Annotated in this window: 14 protein-coding genes; 4 read left to right on the forward strand and 10 right to left on the reverse strand. The window is 68.5% G+C overall.

The window, feature by feature from the left end; genetic code table 11:
• Positions 1 to 49: 49 nt before the first annotated feature.
• The 6 genes from OHA05_RS13070 to OHA05_RS13095 form a co-directional block, all read right to left on the reverse strand.
• Positions 50 to 907 (reverse strand): fumarylacetoacetate hydrolase family protein, encoded by an 858-nt coding sequence (locus OHA05_RS13070; RefSeq protein ID WP_328860662.1) that lies wholly within the window; start codon positions 905 to 907, stop codon positions 50 to 52.
• A gap of 126 nt (positions 908 to 1,033) precedes the next feature.
• Positions 1,034 to 1,771 (reverse strand): YidC/Oxa1 family membrane protein insertase, encoded by a 738-nt coding sequence (locus tag OHA05_RS13075; RefSeq protein WP_328860663.1) that lies wholly within the window; start codon positions 1,769 to 1,771, stop codon positions 1,034 to 1,036.
• Between the two features lie 221 nt (positions 1,772 to 1,992).
• Positions 1,993 to 2,313: a DUF6412 domain-containing protein gene (locus OHA05_RS13080; protein WP_313948995.1), complete on the reverse strand. Its 321-nt coding sequence runs from the start codon at positions 2,311 to 2,313 to the stop codon at positions 1,993 to 1,995.
• A gap of 60 nt (positions 2,314 to 2,373) precedes the next feature.
• Positions 2,374 to 3,882 carry a sodium:solute symporter family protein gene (locus OHA05_RS13085; RefSeq protein WP_328860664.1) on the reverse strand — a complete coding sequence of 503 codons (1,509 nt, stop codon included), beginning with the start codon at positions 3,880 to 3,882 and terminating at the stop codon, positions 2,374 to 2,376.
• Complete coding sequence (locus tag OHA05_RS13090; protein WP_313948994.1) at positions 3,879 to 4,037, reverse strand: DUF3311 domain-containing protein; 159 nt, start codon at positions 4,035 to 4,037, stop codon at positions 3,879 to 3,881. The genes OHA05_RS13085 and OHA05_RS13090 overlap by 4 nt, the downstream gene beginning before the upstream one ends.
• Before the next feature lie 53 nt (positions 4,038 to 4,090).
• The gene (locus OHA05_RS13095) at positions 4,091 to 4,885 is read right to left on the reverse strand and encodes a class E sortase (RefSeq protein WP_443043685.1); all 795 of its coding nucleotides are present in this window, start codon (positions 4,883 to 4,885) and stop codon (positions 4,091 to 4,093) included.
• Between the two features lie 111 nt (positions 4,886 to 4,996).
• On the opposite strand from OHA05_RS13095, the gene OHA05_RS13100 reads away from it, so the two are divergent.
• Together OHA05_RS13100 and OHA05_RS13105 are read left to right on the forward strand one after the other, a co-directional pair.
• The gene (locus OHA05_RS13100) at positions 4,997 to 6,010 is read left to right on the forward strand and encodes an SEC-C domain-containing protein (RefSeq protein ID WP_328860665.1); all 1,014 of its coding nucleotides are present in this window, start codon (positions 4,997 to 4,999) and stop codon (positions 6,008 to 6,010) included.
• Between the two features lie 58 nt (positions 6,011 to 6,068).
• Positions 6,069 to 9,209, forward strand: a complete 3,141-nt coding sequence (locus OHA05_RS13105) for a DEAD/DEAH box helicase (RefSeq protein ID WP_328860666.1) — start codon at positions 6,069 to 6,071, stop codon at positions 9,207 to 9,209.
• A gap of 19 nt (positions 9,210 to 9,228) precedes the next feature.
• Here OHA05_RS13105 and OHA05_RS13110 read toward each other — a convergent pair whose 3' ends face one another.
• Both OHA05_RS13110 and OHA05_RS13115 read right to left on the reverse strand, forming a co-directional pair.
• Positions 9,229 to 10,164 carry a YDG/SRA domain-containing protein gene (locus OHA05_RS13110; protein WP_328860667.1) on the reverse strand — a complete coding sequence of 312 codons (936 nt, stop codon included), beginning with the start codon at positions 10,162 to 10,164 and terminating at the stop codon, positions 9,229 to 9,231.
• Positions 10,165 to 10,367: 203 nt separating this feature from the next.
• Positions 10,368 to 11,318 carry a hypothetical protein gene (locus OHA05_RS13115; protein WP_328860668.1) on the reverse strand — a complete coding sequence of 317 codons (951 nt, stop codon included), beginning with the start codon at positions 11,316 to 11,318 and terminating at the stop codon, positions 10,368 to 10,370.
• Between the two features lie 211 nt (positions 11,319 to 11,529).
• On the opposite strand from OHA05_RS13115, the gene OHA05_RS13120 reads away from it, so the two are divergent.
• Positions 11,530 to 12,363, forward strand: coding sequence for an excalibur calcium-binding domain-containing protein (locus OHA05_RS13120; protein WP_328860669.1), 834 nt, complete (start codon positions 11,530 to 11,532; stop codon positions 12,361 to 12,363).
• 206 nt (positions 12,364 to 12,569) lie between these two features.
• On the opposite strand, the gene OHA05_RS13125 is transcribed toward OHA05_RS13120, so the two are convergent.
• On the reverse strand, positions 12,570 to 13,070 hold the full coding sequence (locus OHA05_RS13125) for a COG4315 family predicted lipoprotein (protein WP_328860670.1): 501 nt from the start codon (positions 13,068 to 13,070) through the stop codon (positions 12,570 to 12,572).
• Between the two features lie 170 nt (positions 13,071 to 13,240).
• Between OHA05_RS13125 and OHA05_RS13130 the strand changes: the two genes are divergently transcribed.
• Positions 13,241 to 14,197: a CHRD domain-containing protein gene (locus OHA05_RS13130; RefSeq protein WP_328860671.1), complete on the forward strand. Its 957-nt coding sequence runs from the start codon at positions 13,241 to 13,243 to the stop codon at positions 14,195 to 14,197.
• Positions 14,198 to 14,372: 175 nt separating this feature from the next.
• Here the strand turns inward: OHA05_RS13130 and OHA05_RS13135 are convergent, their stop codons facing one another.
• The gene (locus OHA05_RS13135; RefSeq protein WP_328863380.1) at positions 14,373 to 15,857 is read right to left on the reverse strand and encodes a DUF445 domain-containing protein; all 1,485 of its coding nucleotides are present in this window, start codon (positions 15,855 to 15,857) and stop codon (positions 14,373 to 14,375) included.
• Positions 15,858 to 16,182 lie beyond the last annotated feature (325 nt).

A 16,182-nucleotide genomic window follows, 5' to 3' on the forward strand; every position in this document is an offset into this window, starting at 1 on the left:
GCCCCGGGGGGCCGCCCCCGCACCCCCAACCCCCGCGCCGCCAGGCGCGCTACGCGTCCTTGAGGTCCTGCCGCTGCCTCCCCAGCCCCTCGACCTCCAGCTCCACCACGTCCCCCGCCCGCAGATACGGCTTCGGTTCCGGCTGCCCCATCGCCACCCCCGCCGGCGTACCCGTGTTGATCACGTCTCCCGGGTACAGCGTCATGAACTGGCTGACGTACCGCACCACCTCGGCCACCGGGAAGATCTGGTCGGCCGTCGAGCCGTTCTGCTTCAGCTCGCCGTTCACCCACAGCCGCAGGCTCAGTGCCTGCGGGTCCGGTACCTCGTCCGCCGTCACCAGCCAGGGGCCCAGCGGGTTGAACGTCTCGCAGTTCTTGCCCTTGTCCCACGTACCACCGCGCTCGATCTGGAACTCGCGCTCGGACACGTCGTGCGAGATCGCGTATCCGGCGACGTACGACAGCGGGTCCTCGTCGTCCTCCAGATAGCGCGCCGTACGCCCGATGACGACCGCGAGCTCGACCTCCCAGTCGGTCTTGCGGCTGCGGCGCGGCACGAGCACCGTGTCGTTCGGCCCGACGACCGTGTCCGCCGCCTTGAAGAAGACGACGGGCTCCGCGGGGGCCTCCGCCCCCGTCTCGGCCGCGTGGTCGTGGTAGTTCAGCCCGATGCACACGACCTTGCCGATCCGGGCGAGCGGCGGGCCGGTGCGCAGCCCGTCGGCGTCGAGCGCGGGCAGCTCGCCGGCCTGTGCCGCGGCCCGGATCCGAGCCAGGGCGGAGGCGTCGGCGAGCAGTTCTCCGTCGATGTCCGTGACGAGGCCGGACAGGTCGCGCAGGGTCCCGTCCACGTCGAGCAGGGCCGGGCGCTCGGCGCCCGAGGTGCCGACACGCAGCAGCTTCATGGTCTGTCTCCCCTGGTTCGGTGCGAGCCCGGACGATGGGTAGCGGCCATCGGAGGGGTTCGGAGGATTGGCTGATCCTCCAAGACATCGGATCACTCCGCAAGACCCCGTTCACAACCTGGACTGTTACGCGGCGGTAGCCAGCGCGCCGGCCGTCGGCATGTCCCGGTAGAGGACCGTCCGCTCGACCGCGGTCCAGGCCGTGCTGGTGACGACGTACAGCGCGGCGGCGAGCGGCACCACAGCCACGGTGATCAGCGTCGCGAAGGACATCAGCGGCATGATCTTCATCATCGCGCCCATGCCCGTGGTGTCCCCCTGCGGCAGCGGCGAGGCCGCCATCTGGCGCTTCGTACGCCGGAAGTTGAAGATCGCGACGCCTGTGACGACCGCGAAGAGCACGAGGTACACGAGGCCCGCACCTCCGAACACCCCGCCGTGTGCGAGGGCATCCGCCCAGCGGTCGCCGAGGGGGGCGTCGAAGAGGGTGTGGCCGAGCAGACGGTTGGGCTCCCCGCCGATCCGGCTGCTGGAGAACAGGTGGTACATCAGGAAGAACGCCGGCAGCTGCAACAGGCTCGGCAGACACCCGGAGAGCGGCGAGACCTTCTCCTTGGTGTGCAGCTCCAGCATCGCCTTCTGCAGGCGCTCGGGGTTCTTGCCGTGCTTCTTGCGCAGTTCGGCGATCTGCGGCGAGAGCCGGGCCTTGGCCTTCTGCCCCCGCGCGGCGGCACGTGAGAGGGGGTGGACGGTGAGCCGTACGAGTGCGGTGAACAGGACGATCGCGGCGGCTGTCGCCGATGCGTGGAAGAGCGGCTGGAGCAGGTCGGCGAGCTGCTCGACCAGGTTGGCGAATACGGACATGGGTGAGCCCTCCGTGGGTCTCGTCGTGCCGGGATGCGGTCATGGCGGCATGACGACCCGCGAGGGGGTGCGGAGGCTGCGGAAGTGCCGGGCCGGCCCGAGCGGTCCATCGCTCGAGCGATCCGTCGCACGCAAACAGCCCGGAAGCGACTGCCCGGAGGCGAGCTACCCGGAAGCGAGTGATCCGGCGGCGAGCGGGCCTGCGGCGAGCGGTTGCGCCCCTACGCGGTCGTCAGGACGAGACGCCCGGGAGCCCTGGGCCTGGTGCGGCCCCGTGCATCCGGATCCCGCTGCGGCAGGAACGCGGTGCGCCGCCGCCGGTCACGCAGAGCGGTACGCACCCGGGTGACGGGCACGGCCGGCACGCAGCGCGCGCTGATGAGGGCACAGACCACCAGTGCCGAACCGGCCGAGGCCGTGGCGGTCGCGGCGAGCGCGACGGCGGCGGAGAGGCTGCTGCCGTCGGCGATCAGGATCTCGAAGAGCAGGAACAGCGCAAACGCGGAGGGGTGCACCCATCGCGACAGCCGGCGGCCGTCCATGTGCTCCCACCTCACTTCCTCGCTCTGCTGCCCGAACACCTTCGGGACACCTTCCAGCCGTTATACAGGATGCGCCTCGCGGGAGGGATCGGCCGCAGGGAGGGGATCCTCGGCCAGCACCTCCCCGTCGGGCCGTGGATCACGGTCGGCCGGGCGCGCGTACGTCACTGCCAGCGCGACCGCCAGATTCGCGGCGAGGGCGACGATGCCCGCGTTCATGCCCCACACCGGATCGCGCCCGGTGAAGACGAGCACGCAGACGATCGTCACCCCCACGGCGAGACCAGTCAGCGCACCCGCGAACGTGAGCCGCCGCCACACCAGCCCGAGCAGCAGCATGGGCAGGAGCTGCGCCATCCCCTCGTACGAGATGAGGGACAGCCGTACGAGCGTGTTGGGGGCGATGTACGTCAGCAGCAGGGCGATCGCGCCGGCCGCCACGACGACGATCTGGGCCGCACCCTTCTGCCGCTCGCGCAGCGCGGGCACCAGGGAGAGGACGCTGCGTCCCCACATGGTGCCGATGACGAGCATGAACACCGCCATCGGCACGATGGACGACAGGGCCGCCGCCACCCCGACGATCCCGACCGCCCAGGCCGGCAGCGAGTCCACGACGAGTTCGAAGAGGGCCAGGTTGGACTCCGCGCCGACGAGTCCCGGCACGACGAAAAGGGCCGCCATGCCGAGGAGCATGGGCACGAAGAGCAGGACGTTGTAGGCGGGCAGCCACATCGCGTTGCGGCGCAGGGCGTCGGCGTTGCGCGCGCCGAGGTAGCCGGCGACGGTGGTCGGGAAGATCACGACGGTCAGGGAGTTGAGCAGGGTCGTGGTGGCGAACCACAGCTCCCCGAAACCGCCGCCCCCGTGCCCGGGCAGCGTCAGCCACTCGCTCTTCTCCGCGACGAGCCGCCCGAGGAACTCCTCGTAGCCTCCGAAGTAGTGCTGGGGCACATAGATCGCGAGGAAGCCCAGGGTCGCGATGACGAGCACGTCCTTGAGGACGGACACCCAGGCGCTGCCGCGCAGCCCGCTCACCACGACGAAGCCGGTGGTGACGGCGAAGGCCAGGAAGTAGGCCCAGTTGAGGCTGATGGCACCGTAGGAGATGGTCGAGACGACGACACCCATGCCGGTGATCTGGAGCTGGATGTAGGGGAGCAGGAAGACGGTGGCGAGGAAGGCGACCAGGGCGCCGAGCCAGGGCCGGTCGTAGCGGTGGGCGACCATATCGGTGATCCCCACCAGACCGTGCTTGCGGGCGTAGGCCCACAACATGGGCCCGACGACGTAACCGACGGCGTAGCCGCAGGACATGTACGCCACCACATACAGCACGGGTGAGCCGTAGTTGTAGCCCCAGCCCGCTGCCCCCAGATAGCTGAAACTCGTATAGCCCTCGCCGGCCATCAGCACCCAGATGAAGACGGCCCCGAGGCTGCGCCCGCCGACGGACCACTCGGCGAGCCCGCCGCTCCCACCTCCCCGCCCGCGTACGGCGAGGAGCCCGAGAGCGACGGTGCCGATCATGAAGAGGCCGAAGATCGAGGTGGCGACGGCGGCGTTCACCTGCGGTCCCCCCGCCGGGCGAGCCAGACGGCGAGCGGAGTGAGCAGCGTCGCCCCGAGCAGCCAGACGAAGAGGAACGGCAACCCGAGCACGACGGGCCGCACACGGTTGACCAGCGGCAGCGCACCGACGAACAGGACGTACGGCACGAGCAGCCACAGCAGTTGAGGACGACGCTTGAGCACGTCAGGACCCTAGCCGTGACGCGCTAACGCGGCCGCATCGACGTGAGCTTCCCCCAGACGATCAGCCGGTACCGGGAGCTGTACTCCGGAGTGCAGGTGGTGAGGGTCAGGTAGTAGCCGGGCGCGCTGTACCCGGCGGACGGCGTGACGAGACTGCGGGGAACGGGCCGGATGACGCCGGTGTCCCGGGGGCTCGTCCGGCTGAGGGCTCGGTCGACGGCGTACACGTACACCGCGCTCCGCGTCTCGACCCGTATCTCGTCCCCCTTGCGCAGCCGGTCGATGTGCCGGAAGGGCTCGCCGTGGGTGTTGCGGTGCCCGGCGACGGCGAAGTTGCCACCGCCTCCGGGGTGCGCGGTGCCGGGATAGTGCCCGATGTACCCCTTGTCCAGGACGCCCTGTTTGCTGATCCCCTGGGCGACGGGGGCGACAACACCGAGGCGCGGGATGCGCAGGACGGCGTACGCCTGGTCCCAGCGGGGCGCGGGCGGGCGTACGGACTCCCGTTCGCGGGGCCCGGGGTCGCGTCCCCCACCCTCGGCGACCGGCGGATCCTCGCCACCCGGCGGATCGTCGGACGGCGCGACCTCCGGGGCCTCACCGACGGAGGCGTCCCACTCCCGCTCCAGGGCGTGGACGCGGCGCTCGGCCCCCTCGCGGGCCTGCCGGTTGGTCCACCACAACTGGTGCACCACCAGCAGAAGCACCACGACGCCGAGTGTGACGGTGATCTCGGCAACTGCCCACAGCGCACCCGCGAACCGGGCCCGCCCCCGCGAGCCGCGCCCCTGGACCACGACCGGTATCCGCTCCCGCACGGGCGCAGGTTAGGCGCTGATCGCCGAAGTCACCAGAGTGGTACACAGCACGTCCGCCATCACGCGAACGTGCCCCCCGCCGAACCCCCGTACGGCAGTACCGTGTCCCCCATGCGCCCCGACACGCCTGCCGATCACAACGCCGAAGCCGAGCGCCTGCTGCGTACCGCGACGCAGTACCCCGAGGACAACGAGTCGCTGCTGCTCCAGGCCGCGGCCCACCTCGAACTGGCCGGCGACCGCGAAAGCGCCTCCAGCCTCTACGACCGCCTCCTCGCCGACGGCCCCGAGCGCCCCCTGCTCGTCAAGGCTCTCCAGGCGGCGAACCTGTGGGAGTACGGCCACGAGGCCGAGGCCCGCGCCCTGATCACCGGCATCCGCACGGCGGCCCCCGCGGACCCGGCCCCGTGGGAGATCATCGCCGAGACGCTGGAGTCCCACGACGAGCTCGAGGCGTCCCACGACTGCTTCACCACGGCGATCACGCTGCTCCTCACCCCCGGCGACGACGACGTCCCCTACGACACCCAGTCCCTGCTGACCGGCCGCCACCGCGTGCGCCGCATGCTGGGCCGCGCCCACGACAACTGGGACGCGCTCGCGGACAAGGTCCACACGGCCCACGCGTCGATCTCCCTGGACGAACTCCACGACCCGAACCGCCTGTGGGCCCTGGGCTCGAACAACCCGGCCGAACTCCAGGCCGAAATCGCCCGCCTCCGCTCGGAACTGGGCTCCTACCGCTCGGCGCTGTCCCGCCCCTTCCCGGTGGCGGTGCTCCACTGGCCGGAGGGCGAACTGTCGGAACTCCTGACGGCGTACCCCGAACTCGAATCCGAGTACCCGACCCACACGGCCCACCTGACGGACATCGAGGCCTCGCTCCGCGATCTGTCCTCCACGGGCACGGCCAACCTGGGCATCGTGACGGCGACAGTCCCGTCCTACGAGGCTTTCGCAGCTTCGGAACAGTCCTCCCCGTCGAACGCGGACCTGCTCCCGCAGTACGCGACGACGCTGGCGGCGAGGGGCAAGGCGGTGGCGTGGCCGCCGGCGAAGGGGGCGGACTGCTGGTGCGGGTCGGGGAGGGCGTACAGGGGGTGTCACGGGGGCGAGCAGAACTGACCTCACTGTCAGCGCCCTCTGATAGTTCTTGCCACATCAAGCAGGAAGAGGGGGCGCGATGACAGGGTCTGTCGATGCGAGCCAGCCGATCGCAGGGCTATATGAGCAACTGATCACTTTGCGTCTTGAGACGCAGCTCACGACGCTCAGCGCCAATGGCGACTGGCATGCCATCGACGATGAGGTAGGACCGGAGTCGTCTCCCCGGGTCATCGCACGTCATGTCGCCGACACCATGAAGCGCGTGCTGGAAAGACTGCCGGCGGCAGAACGCGTCCATGCTGCCAATCACATCCTTGAGTCGATGAACACCATCGAGGGGGCTCAGGAGTGGGTGGACCTTGTTGCTGACGGCCCACGTCAGTTGCTGGCCATCGCGGAGCAACAGGCCAAGGGGGTCTACGCAATCCGCCCGGCGACTCCCCTGTCGGAAACCGCGCTCATCACCAATTCTCCAGATGATCCAAGTCTCGGCTTCGAACTGCGCGCTGAGCTAGCAACTGCAGACCGTGTGGATTTGCTCTGCGCCTTTGTGAAGTGGCACGGACTGCGCATCATCGAGCAGTCACTAGAGGCCGCTCATGCCCGTGGTGTACCTATTCGTGTCATCACGACCACCTACATTGGCGCGACCGAGCGACGAGCGTTGGACAGATTGGTCCAGAAGTTCAACGCCGAGGTGAAGGTCAACTACGAACTGCGGTCTACGCGCCTCCACGCTAAGGCGTGGCTCTTCCGGCGTTACAGCGGCTACGACACTGCATACGTGGGGAGCTCCAATCTTTCGCGGGCTGCGCTCCTCGACGGCTTGGAGTGGAACGTCCGCCTTTCCTCTGTCGCCACACCTGATGTGCTGCGCAAGTTTGAAGCCACTTTCGACTCTTACTGGAGCGAATCGGCGTTTGAGCTCTACGACCCCGAGCGCGACTCCAGCCGTCTCGATGAAGCCCTGCATGTGGCAGGTCGAGGGACTAGCACGCCGGCAGGGCGCCGGATCACCCTCTCGGGACTCGAGGTACGCCCCTACCCTCACCAACGCGACATGCTGGAGCGCCTTGAGGTGGAACGTACGGTCCACGATCGGCACCGCAATCTCTTGGTCGCCGCCACGGGGACAGGCAAGACGGTCATGGCCGCCCTCGACTATAAGCATCTGCGTCACCAGCACGGACGGGATCTGCGTCTCCTCTTCGTCGCGCACCGCCAAGAGATTCTGCGGCAGTCCCTGCGCACCTATCAAGACGTTCTGATCGACGCCAATTTCGGCGAAGAGCTGCACAGCAGCATCGTTCCCGAGCAGTGGAAGCATGTCTTTGCAAGCGTTCAGTCATTGAATTCCCGCTCCCTGGAGAGCCTCCCTCCCGATCACTTCGACGTCGTCGTCATTGATGAGTTCCACCACGGCGTCTCTCCTACCTACCGAAAGATCATCGACCACTTCCAGCCTGCTGAACTCCTCGGCCTGACGGCTACTCCGGAACGCATGGACGGCCGGAATGTCCAAGACGAGTTCTTTGATGGCCGCATCGCAGCCGAGATGCGGCTCTGGGAGGCACTGGAAAACGAACTCTTGAGTCCGTTCCACTACTTCGGCGTCACCGACAACACCGACATGAGCGCGCTGGCATGGAAGCGTGGGGCATACGATGCGTCAGCGCTCAGCAACCTGGTGACGGGGAACGATGCTCGCGCTCGCCTCATCGTGCAGGCGGTGATGGACAAGGTCACCGACCCTGGATCAATGAGGGCCCTAGGGTTCTGTGTGTCGGTCCAGCATGCTCACTTCATGGCCGACTATTTCCGCCGAGCCGGCCTTAACGCCATCGCGCTCTCCGGGGAGACCCCGCACGAAGACCGCCGAACGGCACTGGATGCTCTACGGTCCGGCAACGTGCAGGTCATCTTCTCGGTTGATCTCTTCAACGAGGGTCTCGACATCCCCGACGTCGACACGCTCCTCTTGCTGCGGCCCACGTCCAGTGCCACTGTCTTCCTCCAGCAACTGGGACGAGGACTTCGAAGGAGCGAGGGTAAGGCCGTACTCACGGTCCTGGACTTCATCGGCCAGCATCGCAAAGAGTTCCGCTTCGAAGAGCAGTTCCGCGCTCTGACCAACCTGACGCGCAACCGCTTGCTCGCCAACATCGAGCATGACTTCCCGCAGCTTCCCTCTGGTTGCCAGATCGTCCTGGAGCCCAAGGCCAAGGATCTGATCCTCGACAACATCCGTAGCCAAATCAGCGTGAATGTCACCCAACTCGCCCGGGAGGTGCGTCAATACGGCGAGTCACGACTCGCGGCCTACCTCAGGGAGAGCGGGCGGGAGCTGAAGGAGATCTACCGTGGCAACGGCAACTCCTGGACAGGGCTCCTGCGGCGTTCCGGCCTACTGGATGGCCCACCCCCTGAAGGCGAAGAGGGGCTCCTCAAGCGAATCTCCGCCTTCCTCCACGTCGATGATCCAGAGCGGGTGGCGGCCTACTCTCAGCTCCTCGAGGACAACCCCCCACACTACGACGATCTCAGCGCACGGGGTCAGGCGTACGCCCGCATGCTCTATTTCTCCCTCTGGCCTCTTGGCGGGCATGCCACCTACCAGGAAGCGCTGGACGAGTTGGAGCCCCACCACTCCGTCCGGGACGAGCTTCGCCAAGTATTGGCGTATGCCCTCGACAGAGCGGACCACATGCCAGTCCCTCTGGTCGATGACCTCGCCGGGCTCCCGCTAACGGTGCACGCTTCCTACAGCCGCGAGGAGATCCTCCCGGCCCTAGAGCAGTCGTCCATCGGGGGGTTCATGCCGGGACACTTCCGGGAGGGAGTGCGGTGGTGCGAGAGCATCCAGACGGACGCGCTACTGATCACCTTGGAGAAGGACGAGAAGGACTTCTCCCCGCAGACGCGCTACCGGGACTACGCCATGAACGACTCCCTCTTTCATTGGGAGTCCCAGAACCAAACCTCAAGCACCTCCCCCACCGGTGTGCGGTACCAGGCGCACAAGGCGCAGGGCACTCACGTCATGCTCTTCGTTCGCCGGTACAAGAAGACGGACGTCGGCGGCCCTCAGCCCTGGATGTTGCTTGGCCCCGCGGACTATGTCCGCCACGAAAGCAGCAAGCCGATGGGGATCACCTGGAAGCTACGCCACGAGATGCCGGCCGATGTGTGGACGTACTCGACAATTGCGGCGAGCTAAGGCTGTCCCGCCCTTAGCCTCACGCGCGGTCGATCCCCCAGAAGCGCCGATGCGCACGAAGGAACGTTGCCTGGATCCGATGCTTCTCCACCGTCAGCAACGCCACGGCACGAGCAGCTGAGGCATCAGCAGCGAACCGATCCACGACCTCTAGACGGTCGGTCAAGTAGATCGCTCCCCGATCGAGGCGGATGTGGCAGTTCGGACAGAGGCAGAGAACATTGCCTTCAACATCAGGACCGTTGTTGGGCCGTCCCAGCGCTTGGATGTGAGCACCCTCCGCATAGCTCACGCCAGCGCCAACAACGAGGGGAGTTCGGCATATCTGGCACGTGTGGTCGTACCACCGCTTCACCTTGCGCGCTACAGCCGTATCCCGGACGACACGCTCGACGGTGCTCGTCACTCGAGGCGGAGCTCCATCGAGGAGCTCTTGTACTTGCTGCTCGATCGGAGTCAGCTCCTGCCTTGCCTCCGGAAGCCGGCGTAGGGAGAACCGGCAGATCTGGAACCCAGACATCCCCTTCTCGCGCGCTTCCCCAATGACCTCGTACAGCCCGTCGTAGCGATAGCCGCTGCTGGGTGCGTAGTTGAGGTCCCTGGCACGCCCACGAATGACCCGAACCGGGTACTTCTTGATACGACTCCGGCGCAGCCCGGCGTTTCCGTTGTTCTCCCAGTCCTGGTCGGAGACCTGCCGGCCGGTGTTCGCATCGCGACCACCCGCGCCTGTGTAGAGAATCTTGTCCCAGTCATCATGGTCGTCCTCGTAGCCCTCGCTGAGGATGATGGCGTCAGCGGCACGCTCCCCCTCTTCGTCACGCCCCCAGGAGATCCCGGCGCGCTGTTCCTTGTGCAGCTTGGCGTCCTTGACCTCTTGGCGGGACTCGAAAGCCGTACCGGGGAGGATGCCTCCCACGTGCCCAAAGACAGCTCTATAGGTTTCTGCAGCCATGCGAACATGCTGCCGATGTGGCGATCATGTTCGATCGAATCAGGAAGACCACAGCCAAGCGTGTCCATATTCGATCGAGAAGTGGCCAGATCGTGGGGTTAGTCGAGCGGCTGAGGCCCTCGTGTCCCCACCGCCCAAGCCTGCTGGACATTTGGTTCACAAGGGAGCTCCCGCGCGCACCAACCGAGAGCCCTCGCTCCCCCTCAATCGCCTCCGTCCCCAACCGCCACCACCTCCGCCGAACAGACACCCTCCCCCAATGCCCCTCGGATCGCCGCCACGATCTCGTCCGGGTTGTCCCGGAGTTGAGACGGCGAGACCGACAGGACCGTCAAGCCGTGCTGGGCCATGCGGTTGCGGCGGGTCATGGTGTGTTCCCAGGCGCTCGGGCTCAGGTGCCATTCGCGGGAGTCGATCTCCAGCACCAGGCCTGCCTCCGGCCAGTACGCGTCGGGGCGGGCGAGGAAGGTGCCGTCGCGTAGGTACAGGTTGTGGTTCCACACAGGAGAGACGATGGCTGCTGCCGCAAGCACGCGGCGAGCGTCCGCTTCTGCGACCGAGCGGATGCCCGCTGTCAGGCCCTCGATCGTGGGAGTGATCCGCGGATCACTCCGGCGGTGCACCGACTTGAGCGTCGACGTGAGGTCGTCGAGCGTGCAGCGACCCCGCTGGACGGCCTCTGCCAGGAGGGCCGTCACCGCACGTCCGTCACCCAGGTACGGGATCGCGTCGATGACCGCGCGGGCCAGATGCGCGCACGGCAGGCCTTCCACCGGAAGGCGGCGGACCTCGTTCCGGGTTCGGTGGATGCGGACGTAGGCGCGGCTTCGGGGGTTGCGGCCGGCTGGAACAAGAACGTCCACCGGGGGCGCCTTGTCAGGCGGACCCGAGCCACGGACTCCGTACAGCGTCAATGCGGCCGCCCCGGTGAGCAGCGCCCCCTCCCCCGCGTAGAGCAGCGCCGCACGTAACCGTTGGCGTGGGCTCGGGGCTCCGGTCTGGAGGAGGATCACCCGCGGCAGAACGCGTTGCCACGGGCCGCCCTTGCCGCATCGGTGGGCGATGGTCGAGCGGGACCATCCCAGGTCCGCCAATTGGCGGGAGGTCGCCAGGCGGTCCTGGCGGTTGATCAGGCTGCTGGTGAGAGTGCGCATGATCGAGATCTGCCCCTGGTGCGACGCCCGTCACCCACCGTTGCAAGTACTCGCCACCCCACTCCCCCGATCCCACCCCCATCACCCACCGTCACCCCCCGCACACCCCCATCACAACTCAGCCACAAACATCCCCACTTACCCCATCACCCGTTAACCGGAATGAAATGCTCAGCTCCCTCAGTCCGGATCCGTCAGCCTTGGGGGGCACATGACTCGGATACGTACGCAGGGGCGCATCGCCGTGGCCGCAGTTGGTGTCGTGATGGCGGTGGTGGGGGTCGCCGGGTGTGGGGGTGAGAGTGCTCAGGACGCCGAGCCCGCCGCCGAGCAGGTCGCGAGCGCGTCCGCGGCCGCCGAGCCGGCGCCCTCCGTCAAGGCTCTGCTCGAGCTCGTCGATGACCAGGAGAGCGCCGGCGGTGAGGAGATCGTCGTCCAAGTGCTCCAGAACGACACCGTCACCCTCGGCAGCGGGACCAGCGGAAATGTGCAGATGGTCCTCGACGACGAGACCTTCGCCGTCACCGTGGACTCGCCTCCCGCCCATGGCACCGCCACCGTCGACGGCAACACCGTCGTGTACAAGGCAGTTGCCGGGTATGACGGCGAGGACACCTTCACGTACAAGGTGGATGTGACCGGGAGCGAGGCCGTGTCCGGGACCGCTGTGGTGCGGATCACCGTGGACCCGCCCGCGCCGCCGGCGAAGCCCGCCGCGCCCAAGAAGCCCGCCGCGCCGGCGACGTTGTATGCCAACTGCGCCGCCGCCGAGGCCGCCGGTGCCGCGCCCGTAGAGGTCGGCGACCCGGGCTACGGACGCCATCTGGACCGGGACGGCGACGGCGTGGGGTGTGAGCCTTACTCCGGCGGGGGCGGTTCGTCCGGCGGGAGTTCAGGGGGCGGCTCCACGGGCGGTGGAGGCGGCAGTGTCTCGTACGCCAACTGCTCCGAGGTGCGGGCCGCGGGTGCCGCGCCCATCCGTACCGGTGACCCCGGCTACGGGCGCCACCTCGACCGGGACGGCGACGGCATCGCCTGCGAGTGAGGACGATTGCCGCGCCGCATTCCCGGTGGCCGTCAGCGGCGGGGGATGTCGGCCTCCGGTCACCGGGAATGGGCAGGGCTGCGGCGGCCGGGAGGGACGACCCGGCCGCCGCAGGTTCATGGGGTGGAACGAATTCCCAAAGCATTCCCCCGCATTCGGGAATTCATCAGGTCCGGATTCTGTAACGGAATGATGAGTTTCTCGTATCAGACCGCCTTCTTGACGAGCTTTCCGTCGGCCGCGACCACGAACCACTCGCCGTCCAGGCCCTGACCGTTGACGTCTCCGGCGGTCGCGTCGCCGACGTAGTAGTACAACGGCCAGTCCCCGTACACCGCCTGCTCGGCCCCCTCGCCGAGCTTCGCCTCCTTGAGGAGGTCCGGCTGCACGCCGGTGCCCGGGGTGACGTCCTTGGCGGAGGTGAGGGCCGGCCAGACCGCGATGCAGTCGGCGTCACACCTGCTGCTTCCGGGCTTGTCCTTGGTGAATCCATACAGCGTACGGCCCGATTCGTCGACGAGGATCTTGCCGACCGGCGAGTCCGCGATCTTGATGACGGCGCCCGCCGCGGGCTTCGCGGCGCCCCCGGCCGCCGCGCCCGGCGCCGGATCCGACGCCCCGTCCGAACCGCCGCACGCGCTGAGCGTGAGCAGCGCGAGCGCGGCAGCGGAGACGGCGGCGGGCATGGTGAAGCGGTTCCTGCTCATGGTTGTTCCCCCGGTTGTTGGGTGTGCCGTGGTCTGCCCGGTTGTACGGCAGCAACTGATCGGTGGTTCAACTGAATTGCAGAAATTTCGCGTTGAACAACCCGCGCCGGAGACGCGTACCTCCATGCGACCGACCCGACCATTCGGCCTCAACGGGAGGAACAAGAACAATGAACAAGCGATTCATTTCTGTGGCGGCAAGTGCAATTGTGCTCGGTGTTGCGGGTGTTTCTCCCGCAATCGCTCACGGGGGCGGCCACGGCAACGGACACGGCACGCAGCAGGGCGGAAGCAGCAGCGCGGCGAGCACGTTCACCAAGCCGTCCACGGGACGCGCCCTCACCTTCGCCGCCGAGCTGTCGGGCGCCGACGAGGTGCCCGTCGCGGGCGGGCCCGCGGTCAACGACCCGGACGGCAAGGCCGTCGCGCTGGTGAAGGTGAAGGGCGACCGGGTCACCTTCGCCCTCCGGTGGAAGGGCTTCGTGCCGAGCCTCGGGCACATCCACCAGGGTGCGGCCGGGAAGAACGGCGAGGTCAAGGTGCCGCTGTTCGGTACGGCGATGCCCGACTCCGTAACCTCCGCGGCAGGGCAGGTGGCCCTGACGGACGCCAAGTTGGCGCGCGACATCCGTAACGACCCCGCGGGCTTCTACGTGAACCTGCACAGCGCCGAGTTCCCGGGCGGTGCCGTACGGGGGCAGCTCAAGCCGCTGCACAAGAACATCAACCCGCTCGACATCATCAAGGGCGGCAAGCTGCGGGCGCTGTCCAACGGGGCCCAGGAAGTGCCGAAGAACGACGCCTCCAAGGTCGGGGACCCGGACGGGCACGCGGTGACGTTCATCCACCCCAAGGGCACGGACGTCGACTACTCCCTGGCCTGGATCAACCTCAAGAGCCCGACCAAGGGGCACATCCACAAGGGCGCGTTCGGCAAGAACGGCGACGTCGTCTTCGACTTCTTCAACCGGCCCGTGCCGGACGGGGTCTTCGCCGTCTCCGGCAGGATCACGGGTCAGAACCCGGACGTCGTCCAGCGCGTCCGCGCCAACCCGCGCAACTACTACTCCAACATCCACACCGCCGAGTTCGCCGACGGCGCGGTCCGCGGGCAGCTCTTCCACTGACGGGGAGCCAGTGCGAAAACCGGGGCGCGACCGCCCGGCGAGGGAGGCGCGGTGGGCGTACGGCGGTCCGCTTGCGGAGCCGTCCGGCGGGCGTTGAACACATCCGCACCGCCGTCCGTACTCCCTCACACCTCCCCTGAGTGTCTGGGCGGGTGACGGGTCAGGAAGGGGCCCGTCACCCGCCCAGCGCGTGTGCCACGGTGTAGATCAGCAGCCCGGCGAGCGCACCGACGACCGTGCCGTTGATCCGGATGAACTGAAGGTCCCTTCCGATGTGCGCCTCGATCTTGCGCGAGGTGTGCTCGGCGTCCCAGCTCGCGACGGTGTCCGAGATCAGTGAGGTGATCTCGGCACGGTACGTCGTCACCACGTACACCGCCGCGTCCTCGATCCACCCCTCCAGCTTCGACTGGAGCCGGCCGTCGGAGGCGAGGCGCGCCCCCAGGGACAGCAGCGAGGAGCGGGCCCGCAGCCGCAGCTCGCTGCGGTCGTCCTCGGCCGCCGACATGATCATGGCGCGTACGGAGGACCACGCCGACGCGATCACGTCCTGGACCTCGGAGCGGGCCAGCAGGTCCGACTTCATCCGCTCCACACGGGCGCGGGTGTCCGTGTCCGACTGGAGGTCCGCGGCGAAGTCCGTCAGGAAGCGGTCGATCGCGCCGCGGGCCGGGTGGCCGGGCATGTCCCGCATCTCGGTCACGAACCGCAGCAGCTCCCGGTACACCCGCTCGCCGACCTTCCGGTCCACGAACCGCGGGGTCCAACCGGGGGCGCCGCCCTCGACGGCGTCCATCACGGAGTCCGAGTGCAGGACCAGCCAGTCGTGCGCACGGGCGCAGACGAGGTCGACGGCGCGGTGGTGGGCGCCGTCCGCCACCACCTTCTGGAGGGTCTTGCCGACGCCGGGCGCGATCTCGGCGTTGTCCGCGCGCCGGGTGATCGCCTCGCCGACGACGGCCTGGACGTCGGAGTCCCGCAGGACGGTGAGCGCGCCGCGCAGCGCGGTGGAGAGCTCGGCGGTGACGCGGTCGGCGTGGGCGGGCTCGGCGAGCCAGGAGCCGAGGCGGCCACCGATACCGAGGGCGCGCAGACGGGCACGCACGACGTCCCCGGAGAGGAAGTTCTCGCCGACGAAGGAGCCGAGCGAGGCGCCGAGCTGGTCCTTCTTGTTGGGGATGATCGCGGTGTGCGGGATGGGGATGCCGAGCGGGTGGCGGAACAGCGCGGTGACGGCGAACCAGTCGGCGAGGGCACCGACCATGCCGGCCTCCGCCGCGGCGGCGACATAGCCGGTCCAGGGGCCGGCGCCGGCCTTGCCCGCCCAGGTGGCGAGGGCGAAGACGATGGCGACGAAGACCAGCAGCCCGAGCGCGGTGAGCTTCATGCGCCGTACGCCGCGCTGCTTCTCCTCGTCGGCCTCGGTGTACGCGAATCCGGGGAGCGTGGTCCGGGTACGGGGGCTGCGGCCCGGCGCAGCCCCCGCCCCGGAGGTCGCTCGGGAGGCCCGCCCGGAGGTCGTCGCGTCGTCGCTCGAAGAACCCGCCACGGAGCCGTCCGAGCCCGGAGCGGCGTCCGGAGAGCCCGACGCCGAGCCCGGAGCGGCGTCCGAAGAGCCCGACGCCGAGCCCGCGGAGGCCGCCGCACCGTCCGAACCCACCGGCCCGTCCGCCGAGCCCGCCGCACCGTCCGAACCCACCGGCCCGTCCGCCGAGCCCCCCGCTGCTGCCGCCTGATCCGCGGAGCGCGGAGCCCCCTCCGCCGAGCCCCCCGAACTCGTCGCGGCGCCCGGGGAAGCCTTTGCGCCCCCGATCGCGCCGCCCGCACCAGCCGTACGCTCCTTTTGCCCCGCGCCGCCCCCCTCCCCCGGCCCGGCAGCCCGCCCAGGCCGCCGCGCGCGGGCGTCCTCGCCGCCCGCAGCCGCAGTGGCCTGCGTCTTCTCCGGATCGTCCGGTCCATCTCGCTCTGTGTGGTTCATCCGCTCC

The organism is Streptomyces sp. NBC_00306 (assembly GCF_036169555.1).
GTDB classification, from domain to species: domain Bacteria; phylum Actinomycetota; class Actinomycetes; order Streptomycetales; family Streptomycetaceae; genus Streptomyces; species Streptomyces achmelvichensis.